This is a genomic window from Pseudomonas sp. 05L36 (assembly GCF_056398125.1).
In genome coordinates, this window is the sequence record NZ_JBFTOU010000012.1 from 56,579 (window position 1) to 70,211 (window position 13,633).

A 13,633-nucleotide genomic window follows, 5' to 3' on the forward strand; every position below is an offset into this window, starting at 1 on the left:
TTAACGGTTTGAGCGTTGCCGGCAAGCACCGGCAACGGCTCGGACATCCTTGTCCAGCTTAGTCTCAGTCGATGCGCTTGGCCGACTTGATGTACACCGGATCGGCTGGCACGTCCTTCATGCCGCCACGAACGGTGGTTGGCGAATTGACGATGATATCGACCACGTCCATGCCTTTGACCACTTTGCCGAACACCGCGTAGCCGTCGCCCTGGTCAAGGAAGTCGTTGTCCTTGACGTTGATGAAGAACTGGCTGGTGGCCGAGTCAGGCACCGAGGTACGGGCCATGGACAAGGTGCCACGCACGTTGACCAGGCCGTTCTTGTGCTCGTTCTTGATCGGCGCCTTGGTGTCTTTTTGCTGCATGGCTTGGGTGAAGCCGCCGCCCTGGACCATGAAACCCGGAATCACCCGGTGGAAAATCGTGTTGTTGTAGAAGCCGCTGTCGACGTACTCAAGAAAGTTCTTGGTACTGATCGGGGCCTTGACCGGGTCCAGTTCGATTTCGATCTGGCCATTGGTGGTGTCCAGCAGCACATGCGGTGCCTTTTCCGGCGTCGCGGCCATCAGGTTGGCGGCAAACAGGACGGAGCCTGCGGCGAGGGCGATTTTTTTCAGCATGGGTCAGTGATCCTGAGTGGTGGTGTCGACTGCGGTCAGAAATTCCAGCAGTGTCTGGTTGAAGTGTTCCGGCTGGTCCAGCGGCGTGGCGTGGCGGGAATCGGCGATCACCACCAGCCGCGCGTCGGGCAGCAGTTTTACGTAGTTTTCCTTCAGCGCCACCGGTGTGTAGTCACGGTCGGCGCTGACGATGAGGGTTGGACAGGTGACCTTCGAAAGTCGTTCCTGAACCCCCCAGCCGACAATGGCATTGAAGCTGGCGAGATAAGCATGTTTATCGTTTTTTGCCCAGCGTTCGGCCATCTTTTGTCGCAAGTCGGCCTGCTCGGGCTTCGGGAACAACTTGCCGCCCAGCGCCTTGCCGATGCCGCCCAGGCTAAGGGCGCGCATCAGGCTCCAGCGCTTGAACCACTGCCAGTAGTCATCGCGGCTGCGCAGTTTGACCTCGGGTGCGCTGTTGACGATGCACAGGCTCTTGAGCAGTTGCGGCTGATCCACGCCCAACTGGAAGCCGATCATGCCGCCCATCGACAGGCCGACATAATGTGCCGGGCCGAGATTGAGGTGTTCGATCAGTGCAATCAGGTCAGCGCTGAATCCGGCAATGCTGTAGCGCTCCCGGGGTTTGTCCGAACGGCCGTGACCGCGGACATCGGGGACGATCACCCGGTAGCGGGTGGTCAGTGCCGGGATCTGTTTTTCCCAGTCCAGCGTACTGGAGCCGAGACCGTGGACCAGCAGCAGCGGCGTGCCGTGGCCATATTCCTCATAGTGCAGGTTGCAACCTTCGTGTTCGAAATAGGCCATGCGTACACTCCGTGTCAGGCTTGTTCGGGGGCGGCGAACGGTGCGTCCAGTGGTGCGGTGTCAAACGTACGCAGCAGTTCGATGAGAATCTGCGTGGCCGGCCCGAGCGGTTTGTCCTTGTTCGAATACAGGTAAAAGCTCGGGTTACGGCTACCGCCCTGGTCCAACGGTAGCAGCTTGAGCGTACCTTCCTTGAGTTCCCGTTCGATCATGTGCCGGGGCAGCCAGGCAAACCCCAGGCCGCTGCTGACGAAGGTCGCAGCGGTGGCCAGGCTGCCGACGGTCCAGCGCTGTTCGGCACCGAGCCAGCCGACGTCCCGTGGTTGCTGGCGGCCCGAGTCGCGGATCACCACTTGCATCTGGCTTTCCAGGTCCTGGAAGCTCAGTTCGCGGTTGAGGCGGTGCAGGGGATGCTCCGGGTGGGCGACCGCCACGAACTCGACGTCGCTCAATTCCGCGCCCAGGTAACCGGGAATACTGAACCCGGTGATGGCCAGGTCGGCCACGCCTTCGAGCAGGACTTCCTCCACGCCCGACAGCACTTCCTCACGCAGGCGCACCCGGCAGCCACGGCTTTGCGGCATGAACGCGGTCAAGGCGCGGACGAGGCGGGCGCTTGGGTAAGCGGCATCGACCACCAGGCGCACTTCGGCTTCCCAGCCCTGCTCCATGTGATGGGCCAGGTCTTCCAGCTGACTGGCCTGTTTCACCAGTTGCCGGGAACGGCGTAATAGTACGCCGCCGGCTTCGGTCAGCACGGCTTTGCGTCCGTCGATGCGCAGCAACGGCACACCGAGTTGATCCTGCATGCGGGCCACGGTGTAGCTGACTGACGATTGCGAGCGATGCAGCGCCTCGGCGGCCTGGGCGAAACCACCGTGATCGACCACGGCTTGTAGCGTTCGCCATTGATCAAGGGTCACGCGGGGCGCTTTCATGTTGAGCTCCTCTTGTCCTAAGCTGGCAGCCCTTACTGGAGGCTGCTGAATGAAAAAAATCTGTTGTGTGATGCTGGCGCTGCTGCCGCTGACGGCGATGGCTTACCCGATCGACGTGAAGAAAGACCTCAACGGCATGAAGATCGATTACCAGACCTACGACACGGATAGCGACATCGGCTCCATTCAGGTGGCCAACTACGGCGACGTCGATGCCAGCTGCAAGGCCGTTTTCATCAATGGCCCGGAAGCACCGCGTACCCGCAAGATCGACGTACCGGCCGGCAAGCACAAAAATGCCACCGTCAAATTCACCCGTAGCATCATCAAGCTGCGCATCGAACTGTCCTGCACCCCGAAATGACGCCTGGCTCTTCTGTAGGAGCGAGCTTGCTCGCGATGCGGTGGGTCAATCGACACCACTGTGTCTGATACACCCTCGCGAGCAAGCTCGCTCCTACAGAGGCAGGGTATGCTGTGCTTATAAACGAATTTATTGATGGGTTATAGCAGTTATTTGCGCTTTTTCATCGATATGACTCTGTTTAACCTTCACTCCATCGACCTACAGCATTCTCAGATGGAGGCTACATCCCATGTCCCGCGTTCTGATCATCGAAAGCAGTGCCCGTCAGCAAGACTCGGTTTCCCGTCAACTGACCCAGACCTTCATCAGCCAGTGGAAAGCCGCCCACCCGAATGACCAGATCACCATCCGGGACCTGGCCGTCAAGCCGGTGCCGCACCTGGACATCAACCTGCTGGGTGGCTGGATGAAACCCGCCGAGCAGCGCAGCGACATCGAACAGGCGTCTCTGGAACGCTCCAACCAGTTGACCGACGAATTGCTCGCCGCCGATGTACTGGTGATGGCCGCGCCGATGTACAACTTCGCCATCCCCAGCACCCTGAAAGCCTGGCTTGACCATGTGCTGCGGGCCGGAGTGACCTTCAAGTACACCGAAACCGGTCCGCAAGGCTTGCTCAGCGGCAAGCGTGCCTACGTGCTGACGGCTCGTGGCGGGATCTACGCCGGCAGCACCGCCGATCACCAGGAACCGTACCTGCGTCAGGTCATGGGCTTCATCGGTATCCACGACGTGACATTCATCCACGCCGAAGGCATGAACCTGGGCGGTGACTTCCAGGAGAAAGGCTTGAACCAGGCGAACGCCAAGCTTTCGCAAGTGGCCTGATACGTTAATCGCCAGATAATCGCTGGATGGTCTAGTGACCTGGCGCAACCCTTCAAGCCTGTACGCGCATCGAACCTCCCTTCGCACTTGTTGCTCCTGAGTGCTCTGGCCCGATTGAACGCTTTAGCGAGATCGGGCTTTTTTTTGCCTGCGATTTTATAGACACCCATGTAACCCTGTGGGAGCGAGCCTGCTCGCGAAAGCGTCGGCATATCCAGCATCTATGTGTCTGACACGCCGTCTTCGCGAGCAGGCTCGCTCCCACAGGTTTTGTGTTGGTTTAGCGATCGCGATAAAGGGCAAAACCCGCTATCGTCGCCGCCATTCGAAATGAGGCGAGCATGGGCTATCTACTTTTTGTCACACTGATCCAGGCGTTTTCCTTCAGTTTGATCGGCGAATACCTGGCCGGTCATGTCGACAGTTACTTTGCCGTGCTGGTACGCGTACTGCTGGCAGGGCTGGTGTTCATCCCGCTGACCCGCTGGCGCTCGGTGGAGCCGGCATTCATGCGCGGCATGCTGCTGATCGGCGCGTTGCAGTTTGGCGTGACCTACGTCTGCCTGTACCTGAGCTTTCGTGTACTGACGGTGCCGGAAGTGTTGTTGTTCACCATCCTCACGCCGCTGCACGTGACCCTGATCGAAGATGCGCTCAACCGTCGCTTCAATCCCTGGGCCCTGGTCGCGGCGCTGGTGGCGGTGGCGGGGGCGGCGGTGATTCGCCTTGACCGGATCAGTCCGGACTTCCTCATGGGTTTCCTGTTGCTGCAATTGGCCAACTTCACCTTCGCTGCCGGGCAGGTGCTCTACAAACACCTGGTCGCGCGCCACCCAAGCGATCTGCCGCATTACCGTCGCTTCGGCTACTTCTACCTCGGCGCGCTGGCGGTGGTGTTGCCGGCGTTTCTACTATTCGGCAAACAGAACTTCCTGCCCGAAGCGCCGCTGCAATGGGGCGTGCTGCTGTTCCTCGGCCTGGTCTCGACCGCTTTGGGGCTGTACTGGTGGAACAAGGGCGCGTGCCTGGTCAACGGCGGGACGCTGGCGGTGATGAACAACCTGCATGTGCCGGTGGGACTGCTGATCAACCTGCTGATATGGAACCAGCATGAAGAACTGGGGCGGTTGTTGCTCGGCGGTTTGGTGATTTTGCTGGCGGTGTGGATCAGTCGGTTGGGTATACGCAAACCTCTGGCCGTCCACTGAACCCTGGATAACCCGATATCCCTTGTAGGAACAGGCTCGCTCCTACAAGGGATTGCGTGATCTCCGAAAATCACTTCGGCGCCAGTTGCCCCACCAGAAACTCGATAAACGCCCGGGTCTTTTGCGGCACCCGCCGCGCCGACGAATACACCGCGTTGATGGTGATCGCCGGAGCCTGCCATTCGCACAGCACCGGCACCAGCCGCCCGGCCGCCAGCGCATCTTCGACGATGAAGTCGGGCAGCAGGGCGATGCCCATGCCGGCTTCGGCGGCCTGGGCGAGCAGGTCGCCGTTGTTGGCGTGCAGTGGGCCGGTGACGTTCACCCGTTGGGTTTCCTTGCCATTGCACAGTTGCAGGCTGACACCGCTCTGCAGATACCCGTAGTTCAGGCATTGATGGGCGCGCAGATCCTGCGGAGTCTGCGGAACGCCGGCGCGTTCGAGATAAGCCGGGGACGCCACCATGATGCGCGGTGCGGGCGCCAGCTGCCGGGCGATCATCGTCGAGTCGGGCATGCTGGCGATGCGGATGGTTACGTCAAAGCCGCCCCGCACCGGATCGACCTGCTGGTCGCTGAGCACCAGTTGCAACTCGATGTTCGGGTGCTGTTCATGAAACAGCGGAATCAATGGCCCCAGCCGCCGAAGACCGAACGACATCGGCGCATTGACCCGCAACACACCGCGTAACTCGCCGATGCCGTCACGGGCGCGTTGCTCGGCCTCGTCCAGTGCCGCCAGCACCTCCCGTGCTGCGTCGAAATACTCGGCTCCGGCCTCGGTCAGGTGCAGGCTGCGGGTGGTGCGTTGCAGCAATTGCACGCCGATGGCTTCTTCCAGTGCCTGAATCTGTTTGCTGACTTTCGAGCGCGGCACGTCCATGGCCCGGGCGGCTGCGGCGAAGCCGTTCTCGCCGACCGTGACGACGAAGGCGCGCATGCATTCGATGCGATCCATATTGTCCCTGTTTTAGAATCAATGATTCTCGATTTTAGGTAATTGTCCCTTTTATTGCTAGCCCCTAAAGTGACATCCAAGCCGACAACAACGCTGCTGAAGGCAAGGTCGACTAACCCCTTACCCATTCGAAGTATCGACATCAAAAGGAACGCGCCATGTCTATTCGTGAACTGCTCAACCCAACCAACTCCGCCCTGATCCTGATCGACCACCAGCCGCAAATGGCTTTCGGCGTGCAGTCCATTGATCGCCAGACCCTGAAGAACAACACCGTGGGCCTGGCCAAGGCAGCGAAGATCTTCAACGTGCCGACCATCTACACCTCGGTCGAAACCGAAAGCTTCAGCGGTTACATCTGGCCTGAATTGCTGGCAGTGCACCCGGAGCAAAAGCCGATCGAGCGCACCTCGATGAACTCCTGGGAAGACAAGGCACTGGTAGACGCGGTGAAAGCCACCGGTCGCAAGAAGCTGATCATTGCGGCGCTGTGGACTGAGGTCTGCCTGACTTTCCCGGCACTGGAGGCCCTGGCTGAAGGCTACGAGGTGTACATCGTCACCGACGCCTCCGGTGGCACCAGCAAGGAAGCCCACGACATGTCGGTGCAACGGATGATTCAGGCCGGCGCGGTACCGGTGACCTGGCAACAGGTGTTGCTCGAATACCAGCGTGACTGGGCGCACAAGGATACTTACGAAGCGGTGATGGAACTGGTGCTGGAACACAGCGGCGCGTACGGCATGGGCGTGGATTACGCCTACACCATGGTGCACAAGGCACCGCAGCGGCAGGTGAAGTAACCGAGAATATTATCGCGACACCTGTGGGAGCGAGCAGGCTCGCTCCCACAGTTTTTTTGGGTGTTACACCCTGCGTTTTTCCGCTTCGGGAATATGGCTCACGCCCAGCACCGCCGGCAATATCCCCGCACGCAAATCCGTTCCGCTCGGCTGCTGATACAGGCTCAAGCCAAACTCCGGCAGCACCGCCAGCAGGTAGTCGAAAATATCCCCCTGGATCCGCTCGTAATCAGCCCACGCCGTGGTGCGGGTAAAACAGTAGATTTCCAGCGGAATACCCTGGGCCGTTGTCTGCATCTGACGCACCATGCAGGTCATGTTCGGCTGGATCTCCGGGTGACTCTTCAGGTAGGCCAGTGCATAGGCGCGCAAAGTGCCGATGTTGGTCATCCGCCGACGGTTGGCCGACATGGCCGCGACGTTGCCCTGAGCTTCGTTCCAGGCCTTGAGTTCGGCCTGTTTGCGGGTCATGTAGTCAGTGAGCAAGTGCACCTGGGACAGCTTCTGCTCTTCGTCGTCACGCAGAAAGCGTACGCCGCTGGCGTCGATGAACAGACTGCGTTTGATCCGGCGCCCGCCGGAAGCCTGCATGCCGCGCCAGTTCTTGAACGACTCGGACATCAGGCGCCAGGTCGGGATCGAGACGATGGTCTTGTCGAATCCGGTTAATAGTGAGTTAAGAAAAAAATGGACAGCTGAGAGCCCACTAAATCAACGCTTTGGGTTCAAACGGCTTTGTCCATTTTTTTGGGGTTGAAATGGACAGCAGATTCGATTGGTTTCAGAAGAGATCTAGGGCGCATAAGCCGCTTGAGGCCAAGCCAGTCTCCACGCATTGCGATGAGGGGTGAAGGCTGGTGCGATGAATTACCTGTCGGTAGAAGGGGAGGTAGCTCTGATTTTGAACGCCTTTTTCTGCGGAGAATGCCGCTTCTCTGCATGAGTGGCACATTATTGGCACTCTCCTAAGACGGCCTCTTCAGGCTGGGCCCACAATCGTATGCGAGAAATCGCTCAAGTCCTGAGAGGCTTCAAGTCTTATCACATAAATATCGAGTAAGAGACTTGTTCGGGGGAGCTAAGCGTTAAGCCTACGAATTTTTCTTATGCCAAAGCCGCCCAACTGTTGATTTCGGCAGTCCCAAAATCTCTACAACCTCAGCTTGGCTACGCCCTTCTTTTTTCAGCACCTGGACTGCTTCCCATTTTTTCTCCGCTGCTACCGTCTGCGGATGGGACAGCTTCTCTGGCTGGGTGGGGAGAGATGCATCCAGCAGTTCAATTGCGTCCAATTCTTCAAGAGCTAAATGCAAAATTTCCCTTGCGGATTTTTGGTCTTGGGCTGCATGAACAAGGGCTAGAAACGATACGGGATGCAGGTGCAGTGCTTCTGCGAGCTCCTGGCTGACTTCCAAGGTCGCCGACGTTTTGACCGCTTCGAGTTGGCTCACGTGCGATTGCGTTACGGTTATCGCAATGTCGTGCTGTGAGAGACCCAGTCGAGCCCTCAATAGCTGTAGCACTACTGCGTACGCCTTGCGAAGCAACATCCTAGCTCCCCTTCTAAAGCAGGACGGTATGCCGCGTTTGCGTAATCCCATTCAAATCTATATATTTATCTAAATGGGATTTGGTTGGGACGGTTTACGATTTCAACAGCGTTGCTTCAATCACTTCAGTGCCGGTGAAGCCTGCGAGGCCGGTTGCAACTACCGGTAACGACCCTAAGCATCAGCACCAGAATCCGAATCGTCCTACTGAACAATAGCCATAAATTGTCAGAACGTTGGGGGGGATAGATCTGCCTGAATTCAGGTTGCAAAGCTTGAGAGAGGTGATGAGCTGGTAATCACCAACCCCATCTTCACGTGACAAGATTTTTACCCAGCCCACCGTATTTCGAACTGCTGCACCGCGCCACGAGGAACCCCGCGTCATGTTTATTTCAGATAAAACTTTTTCGATTGGCCCGCCTGGATTCCCAGGGCCAGGCCAATCGGCTTGGCGAATGGTCGAGCGCGAATTGGAGGTTCCTTGGTACCACGTCCGCTGGCGGATTCGTGACGGAGGCCGATCTTGGCCTAAATGGTGTATGCCAGCAGACGCCTCCGTTCTGGAGCACTTACTTTCGCTGCGGAGTCCAGATCAGATGATCGAAGAGGTGCAGGTTGTGACCGCGCCCCATGTGAATGGAACTACTTCTGACCGCATGGAGACGTTGACCAGTCTGGTGGTTGGTTACGACCAAAATAGAAGGCGCGTTCTGCTTCACAAGGTCGCTAGCGGAGCTGTGTACAGCAGCGCTCACAATTGTCTCGATGTCAGTTTGCTCACCAACACTCGAACAATCTACGAGGATACGAAGAGTGCTCATTCACCAGTTCAGGAATGTGCTGAGAACTGATCAACAAGGCGTTTCCGATGAAGCTGCAAATCTATTCAGACCTGCATAACGAGTTCGCCCTGTTCGAGCCCGCTTCAAGCGGCGCGGACGTCGTCATTCTCGCCGGCGACATTGATATCAAATCGCGCGGCGTGAAATGGGCGAACGAGGTGTTCGGGTGCCCGGTGATCTACGTGTGTGGCAATCACGAGTTTTACGGTGGCCACATTGATCACACGCTTCGAAAAATGAAGGACGCGGCAGCGCCACATGTCCACGTCCTCGAAAACGAGGCTTTGATCCTGAATCAAACTAGGTTTTTGGTCACGACAGCGTGGACAGATTACTCCTCGACTGGAGACGTTGCTGCCGCGAAGCGCGTCGCTTGGGAATGGATGAACGACTTCACCGTCATCAGAGTAGACGAGAGATACCGGCGCCTTCGTCCTGATGACTTGATCGCTAGATCAAAAGCAGCCTATGCCTGGCTCACACAGGAACTGGACAAACCATTCGATGGCAAAACCGTTGTAGTTACGCACCATGCACCGGTATTGGATTACGTTGGTGATGAGCTTCCCGCACACCTGATCGCTGCTTATGCCAATGACTGGCCCGAGCTCTTGGGTAAGGCCGACTTTTGGATCTACGGACATACACATGTAGCAGCGGACTTCACCAAATGTGGATGCCGTGTGGTTTCAAACCCACTTGGGTACCCAGACCAAGAGACCGGCTTTGATCCTAATTTACTGATCGACCTCTGATTGCTAGTGATTGGTCAATAGGCACGCTCGCGCGGCTGGCCGCGCTCAATGAACGTGGAGGATTTTTTAATGGTGACGTTGGATGAAATCTCGCAACTCTTTTACGGCGCGGGAGAAGCAATTCCTGGTTGGAGTGGCTCGCAAGAAGACCTGATCTCTTTGGCAGGAAGGTCGTTCCCAGGCAAACCATTCTGCATCGTTCGGCAGTGGATTTTGATCGACCTCATCATGACGCCTGAGGAGAACGAAAAATTGACGAAGCTCGGACTGCTTCCTGCGACACTTTTCGCTCATGAGGTAGTCTTGGACAGCAAGGGCCGTTTCGAGCCGACCATGTGGGCACGCAGCAACTTCGGAAAATCATTCACCGAAGGCTGCATTTTTGAAACCAAAGACACCGTCTACTTGCTCTTAGGTGCAGGCCAGAAAAAAGAGGCTAGCGTGGCTGCCGCTTTTTCTATGTCCGCTGGGTGAGCTATGGCATCGCAAACACACAGTTATTGATTTTTTGAGGTTTGGCCGGATGCCTGATGTCATCGAAGTGGAGTTTCACGGCAAGGATGTGAGTGACTTTCAGCTGAGTCGCTTGGTGCGAGCGAGCCATCGAAAGTACAGCGTGCCAATTACTGCTTTCATCAGTGATGCTTTCATCGCCGAGGATACCTGCGTGGGTGTTTCTTTTGACCACTCTGAGAAACACGAGGGATACCGCAAAGCAGATGGCTCCATCCTTCGCACAGGAAAAATTCACACCGTACGAAAGGAAGGGCGTTTCTGGCTGCTTGAAACACAAGACGGCAATTATGTCATTGGCAGCTTTATGCGAGATGTTGGACGGCAGAGTTTTCTGAGGTTTCTGCGGACTGGCGAGCGCATCTGATACGTCAGTTAAAGAGCTCCGAAATCGCAATTCGGAGCTCTTTAACTTGGTCGGTTCCATCCCGTGACTCACCTCATCCATGGGCTGTTTTCACGAGAGTGGTACCTGACTCAGTAGCCGAACTCGTTCAGCAATTTCTGCAAAAACTCGCGCCGCCTTTGAACGATGCAAAGAATCAAATAATCCCGGTCGGTGTCTCTCGTCGACAGGTGCCCAGCATCCACCAGGCCATGGATGCAGCCTTCAGCTTTGCCCCTGGCCTCAAGCAATACCTCGATAGACGTACTCTTGTAAAGGTCGCCAACGATCAGTTGCCACCGTTTCTTTTGCCGGTGCCCGATAGGATCGTCCGAAAATTTTGGTGCGCTGATCAGTGCATTGAAATCGTTAGGTGCGCTGCTTTTTCTCAAGATGAATTCTCGCGATGTTGACATCTGAGAGGAGGCTATCACGCGTTCACTTAAGAGCCGGGAACTGGCTGTTGTATCGTTAAAAACAGCCACACAGCCGAGAGATAAAACCCTCGATATTCGTTTTAGTCAGCTGATTCGGCCCCCGCCACCTAGTGAGAGATCCCCCCCCCCCCGGTATTCGTCTGATACCCGGTGGTGCAGGTCTCAGCAGCCAAGGGGCCGAGAGATAAAACCCTCGATACTCGTTACAGCCAGCTGATTCGGCCCGCGCCACTGGGTGAGAGATGAAACCCCCGATATTCGTCTGAGCCCAGATGCTGCTGGCCGCAGCAGCCAGAAATCCAACTCGCACGGTTAGCAGCTTACGCGAAGAAGCGACTGCATTGCTGCCCCGGCGGTACATCGAAAAGCGGTCAGGATCCAGCTCTTATGACCACGTCGCGCTGCCATGAGATCGTTGGTCAGCTGTTGCCGCACATCTTCACTTAGGGATGGATTGGAGCAACGCCACCGCTGCCCTTTGACTACAAAGTATCGACCGTCGGGAGTCACTGGGTTCATCTCTGAAACCCCATTGTTAGCCGCGTCACCCGCTTCGTCACTTAACGAGGCTGATTTTACGACCATCGGCAAACAATCACCCACCGTTGGTCTTCTATATGCGCGAATTGGGCGCTGGATAGATTTGGTGTGCTACACATTGTATATGCTCGAAGGAATGGCCGACGGTGGGCATTGGAGGATGGGGCGACAGTACATCCTGATTGTGAATAGTAGTTGTGACGGCTATTTTCGTAGTGCGCGGGCGCGGTGCCCGGATCAATCAGGATACTATCCACAATCTATGAGCACCCTCCTATGGATACCAGAAACCCGTATACATATCTTCAGCCAAATACGGGGAATAATCCCGTCAGTGACACAGGGATAAATGAGTTAGCACCTGAGCCAGAGGAGATAGATCAGCGCGCCCTCAAGTTATTGGTAGGGATGATAGCTATTTTTTTAGCAAACGTTTGTAGTTTTCTTTCGGTTACTTCTATAGATTCAATCAGCGCATCCTACGTAGAAGGGGGGTGGCCTCGGGACTTCTTCGTTGGTTCTCTTTTTGCAATCTCTGCATTTTTGATAGCCTATAACGGTTCGTCGATACGAGAAAAATGTATAAGCAAAGTAGCAGGAGTGTCTGCATTGGGCGTCGCATTATTTCCTTGTGACTGCGTTAAGGAAAGTTTAGAGCAAGGAGCGAAGTTGTCCGACCTTACCTGCGGACAGTTAGATGCTTTGGGTAGGGCGTCACCTGTGCACTTCATCGCGGCGGCCACTCTTTTCATAATGTTGGCTATTTTTTGCCGAATTTTCTATCTGCGAGCAGAAAAGAAAATCAATAAAGAGGCGAAGCTTCGGAAGCGTATCTACTTAGTTTGTGGGGCTGCAATGATTGCATCCATTGTGTTTATGGCGGCGGGTTTATTATTACATACCAGCTTCGGAATTCCGCGTTTCACTTTCCAAGGTGAACGCGCTGGCTTGATTGCCTTTGGTATTTCATGGCTCACCGCAAGCAAAGTTTTACCTGGACTGTCAAGCGACGAGGAAAGGCTAAAGCTTATAAAAAGCAAGCCTGTTGTAAGACCAGCGAAGCCTGCAGTTTAGAAAGGAGGAGCAATCAGCCGAAGATACGCATAACAAGCCCCGACAAACAACCTCGGCGTTGATAAATTGTCTTCAATGTCTGCAGCATTTCATCATCTGACATATAAGCTTTCTCGGGAGTTTTTTGGTTTGCTGGATGCTCTGGAGCGAGCCGCTTAGCTTCATCAATGACGGGGTGCTACAAGCGTAATCGACCCCTCAGGTTGTCCCTCCAGCTAGCGTCAAATGAGCCGGAGCCGATGATTCAAGCTAGTTCGTGCAGGTGAAATACTGACGAAACATTCTGGCTATATGATTCGCGTCATTGAAATCTAGGGAGGTGGAGATGAATCGGCCATCAAGAAGTATGCGTAAACTGCTCGACTCCGTCGCTAGCAACAATGAGCACGCGGCGTTGGATGTTATGCGTGCAGCTGAGCAGATCACGGACGAGGTGTTACGGCAACGGTTGCTCAACCTGGTTCACCGGCTCAATCAGGACGCCGATGACCTGCGATTGGCGCGCGACGACATCCAAGGCGGTGCCATCAAATCCGCGTGACTGACCGCCAGCGACTTAGCGGACGGGCTGTACTAACCGTATGTTTGGGGTCGGTACGTATGGCAGCTCCGTCAACATCGAGTTCTGGCTGACCAACTGATCTTGGTTTGAGTACAAAAGGGCCTTAAGCAAGGCCCTTTTTTTATGCAGAGTAGTGCTTCATTGCCCCCGCCTGATATCAAGGCGAAAATCGGTCACTGACCACTGCACTACCGTGTCCTTGGGAAGCAGGCGTCCAAGTTGATTCCGGGAGCGAAGTTGATCAAGTTTGCAGGCAAAGGCCATGCGCCGCAAATGGAAGATCCGCCTGGCTTCAACAAAGTGCTGGCCGAAGAGTTGAACCGCAGTTAAGACAATTACAGGGAGATGAAAAGCAAAACCCCGGCGGTTGACCCAGCGGAGGTTGTTCTCCCTACCTCCCTACCTCCCTACCTCCCTGCTCGGAAGAGAACATCATAAAA

15 protein-coding genes and 2 pseudogenes are annotated in these 13,633 nt (G+C 55.9%); 10 read left to right on the forward strand and 7 right to left on the reverse strand.

The window, feature by feature from the left end; all coding sequences use genetic code 11:
- Window positions 1-64: 64 nt before the first annotated feature.
- Genes AC1DKH_RS14995 through AC1DKH_RS15005 form a run of 3 tightly spaced genes read right to left on the reverse strand, consistent with a single transcriptional unit; the run spans window position 65 to window position 2,367 of the window.
- On the reverse strand, window positions 65-622 hold the full coding sequence (locus tag AC1DKH_RS14995) for a peptidylprolyl isomerase (protein ID WP_477752912.1): 558 nt from the start codon (window positions 620-622) through the stop codon (window positions 65-67).
- Window positions 623-625: 3 nt separating this feature from the next.
- Entirely contained in the window at window positions 626-1,429 is an 804-nt protein-coding gene (locus AC1DKH_RS15000; protein ID WP_477798541.1) for an alpha/beta fold hydrolase, read from the reverse strand.
- A gap of 14 nt (window positions 1,430-1,443) precedes the next feature.
- The gene (locus tag AC1DKH_RS15005) at window positions 1,444-2,367 is read right to left on the reverse strand and encodes a PA3225 family LysR-type transcriptional regulator (RefSeq protein WP_008018223.1); all 924 of its coding nucleotides are present in this window, start codon (window positions 2,365-2,367) and stop codon (window positions 1,444-1,446) included.
- Between the two features lie 49 nt (window positions 2,368-2,416).
- Between AC1DKH_RS15005 and AC1DKH_RS15010 the strand changes: the two genes are divergently transcribed.
- From AC1DKH_RS15010 to AC1DKH_RS15020, 3 genes are all read left to right on the forward strand, one after another.
- Window positions 2,417-2,731 (forward strand): 3-phosphoglycerate kinase, encoded by a 315-nt coding sequence (locus AC1DKH_RS15010; RefSeq protein WP_477762574.1) that lies wholly within the window; start codon window positions 2,417-2,419, stop codon window positions 2,729-2,731.
- Window positions 2,732-2,963: 232 nt separating this feature from the next.
- The gene (locus AC1DKH_RS15015) at window positions 2,964-3,563 is read left to right on the forward strand and encodes an FMN-dependent NADH-azoreductase (RefSeq protein WP_108218553.1); all 600 of its coding nucleotides are present in this window, start codon (window positions 2,964-2,966) and stop codon (window positions 3,561-3,563) included.
- Between the two features lie 341 nt (window positions 3,564-3,904).
- Window positions 3,905-4,771 carry a carboxylate/amino acid/amine transporter gene (locus AC1DKH_RS15020; protein ID WP_477798542.1) on the forward strand — a complete coding sequence of 289 codons (867 nt, stop codon included), beginning with the start codon at window positions 3,905-3,907 and terminating at the stop codon, window positions 4,769-4,771.
- A 70-nt stretch (window positions 4,772-4,841) separates the two neighbouring features.
- On the opposite strand, the gene AC1DKH_RS15025 is transcribed toward AC1DKH_RS15020, so the two are convergent.
- Window positions 4,842-5,729 carry a LysR family transcriptional regulator gene (locus AC1DKH_RS15025; protein WP_108218555.1) on the reverse strand — a complete coding sequence of 296 codons (888 nt, stop codon included), beginning with the start codon at window positions 5,727-5,729 and terminating at the stop codon, window positions 4,842-4,844.
- A gap of 158 nt (window positions 5,730-5,887) precedes the next feature.
- Between AC1DKH_RS15025 and AC1DKH_RS15030 the strand changes: the two genes are divergently transcribed.
- Window positions 5,888-6,532 (forward strand): hydrolase, encoded by a 645-nt coding sequence (locus AC1DKH_RS15030; protein WP_108218556.1) that lies wholly within the window; start codon window positions 5,888-5,890, stop codon window positions 6,530-6,532.
- Between the two features lie 63 nt (window positions 6,533-6,595).
- Here AC1DKH_RS15030 and AC1DKH_RS15035 read toward each other — a convergent pair.
- Window positions 6,596-7,192, reverse strand: a pseudogene (locus tag AC1DKH_RS15035) (mechanosensitive ion channel family protein); the annotation flags it as partial.
- Between the two features lie 431 nt (window positions 7,193-7,623).
- Window positions 7,624-8,133, reverse strand: coding sequence for a helix-turn-helix domain-containing protein (locus tag AC1DKH_RS15040; protein ID WP_477798543.1), 510 nt, complete (start codon window positions 8,131-8,133; stop codon window positions 7,624-7,626).
- Window positions 8,134-8,953: 820 nt separating this feature from the next.
- Between AC1DKH_RS15040 and AC1DKH_RS15045 the strand changes: the two genes are divergently transcribed.
- The 3 genes from AC1DKH_RS15045 to AC1DKH_RS15055 all read left to right on the forward strand — a co-directional run bounded on the left by AC1DKH_RS15045 (window position 8,954) and on the right by AC1DKH_RS15055 (window position 10,562).
- Complete coding sequence (locus tag AC1DKH_RS15045) at window positions 8,954-9,682, forward strand: metallophosphoesterase family protein (RefSeq protein WP_477798544.1); 729 nt, start codon at window positions 8,954-8,956, stop codon at window positions 9,680-9,682.
- 69 nt (window positions 9,683-9,751) lie between these two features.
- Window positions 9,752-10,156, forward strand: a complete 405-nt coding sequence (locus tag AC1DKH_RS15050; RefSeq protein ID WP_477798545.1) for a DUF6957 family protein — start codon at window positions 9,752-9,754, stop codon at window positions 10,154-10,156.
- 49 nt (window positions 10,157-10,205) lie between these two features.
- Window positions 10,206-10,562 (forward strand): hypothetical protein, encoded by a 357-nt coding sequence (locus AC1DKH_RS15055; RefSeq protein ID WP_477798546.1) that lies wholly within the window; start codon window positions 10,206-10,208, stop codon window positions 10,560-10,562.
- Window positions 10,563-10,672: 110 nt separating this feature from the next.
- Here AC1DKH_RS15055 and AC1DKH_RS15060 read toward each other — a convergent pair whose 3' ends face one another.
- Window positions 10,673-10,972 carry a hypothetical protein gene (locus tag AC1DKH_RS15060; protein WP_477798547.1) on the reverse strand — a complete coding sequence of 100 codons (300 nt, stop codon included), beginning with the start codon at window positions 10,970-10,972 and terminating at the stop codon, window positions 10,673-10,675.
- Window positions 10,973-11,833: 861 nt separating this feature from the next.
- Here AC1DKH_RS15060 and AC1DKH_RS15065 point away from each other — a divergent pair.
- From AC1DKH_RS15065 to AC1DKH_RS15075, 3 genes and pseudogenes are all read left to right on the forward strand, one after another.
- The gene (locus tag AC1DKH_RS15065; protein ID WP_477798548.1) at window positions 11,834-12,631 is read left to right on the forward strand and encodes a hypothetical protein; all 798 of its coding nucleotides are present in this window, start codon (window positions 11,834-11,836) and stop codon (window positions 12,629-12,631) included.
- A 325-nt stretch (window positions 12,632-12,956) separates the two neighbouring features.
- Window positions 12,957-13,172, forward strand: coding sequence for a hypothetical protein (locus AC1DKH_RS15070; RefSeq protein WP_477798549.1), 216 nt, complete (start codon window positions 12,957-12,959; stop codon window positions 13,170-13,172).
- Window positions 13,173-13,328: 156 nt separating this feature from the next.
- Window positions 13,329-13,523: pseudogene (locus AC1DKH_RS15075) on the forward strand (alpha/beta fold hydrolase); the annotation flags it as partial.
- Window positions 13,524-13,633: the final 110 nt, after the last annotated feature.

Excerpts from the sequence above, each read along its gene's own strand:
- AC1DKH_RS15020 (WP_477798542.1), top strand. The coding sequence starts at position 3,905 with ATGGGCTATCTACTTTTTGTCACACTGATCCAGGCGTTTTCCTTCAGT.
- AC1DKH_RS15000 (WP_477798541.1), bottom strand. The coding sequence starts at position 1,429 with ATGGCCTATTTCGAACACGAAGGTTGCAACCTGCACTATGAGGAATAT.
- AC1DKH_RS15030 (WP_108218556.1), top strand. The coding sequence starts at position 5,888 with ATGTCTATTCGTGAACTGCTCAACCCAACCAACTCCGCCCTGATCCTG.
- AC1DKH_RS15015 (WP_108218553.1), top strand. The coding sequence starts at position 2,964 with ATGTCCCGCGTTCTGATCATCGAAAGCAGTGCCCGTCAGCAAGACTCG.
- AC1DKH_RS15025 (WP_108218555.1), bottom strand. The coding sequence starts at position 5,729 with ATGGATCGCATCGAATGCATGCGCGCCTTCGTCGTCACGGTCGGCGAG.
- AC1DKH_RS15040 (WP_477798543.1), bottom strand. The coding sequence starts at position 8,133 with ATGGGATTACGCAAACGCGGCATACCGTCCTGCTTTAGAAGGGGAGCT.
- AC1DKH_RS14995 (WP_477752912.1), bottom strand. The coding sequence starts at position 622 with ATGCTGAAAAAAATCGCCCTCGCCGCAGGCTCCGTCCTGTTTGCCGCC.
- AC1DKH_RS15055 (WP_477798546.1), top strand. The coding sequence starts at position 10,206 with ATGCCTGATGTCATCGAAGTGGAGTTTCACGGCAAGGATGTGAGTGAC.
- AC1DKH_RS15045 (WP_477798544.1), top strand. The coding sequence starts at position 8,954 with ATGAAGCTGCAAATCTATTCAGACCTGCATAACGAGTTCGCCCTGTTC.
- AC1DKH_RS15070 (WP_477798549.1), top strand. The coding sequence starts at position 12,957 with ATGAATCGGCCATCAAGAAGTATGCGTAAACTGCTCGACTCCGTCGCT.
- AC1DKH_RS15005 (WP_008018223.1), bottom strand. The coding sequence starts at position 2,367 with ATGAAAGCGCCCCGCGTGACCCTTGATCAATGGCGAACGCTACAAGCC.
- AC1DKH_RS15010 (WP_477762574.1), top strand. The coding sequence starts at position 2,417 with ATGAAAAAAATCTGTTGTGTGATGCTGGCGCTGCTGCCGCTGACGGCG.
- AC1DKH_RS15050 (WP_477798545.1), top strand. The coding sequence starts at position 9,752 with ATGGTGACGTTGGATGAAATCTCGCAACTCTTTTACGGCGCGGGAGAA.
- AC1DKH_RS15065 (WP_477798548.1), top strand. The coding sequence starts at position 11,834 with ATGGATACCAGAAACCCGTATACATATCTTCAGCCAAATACGGGGAAT.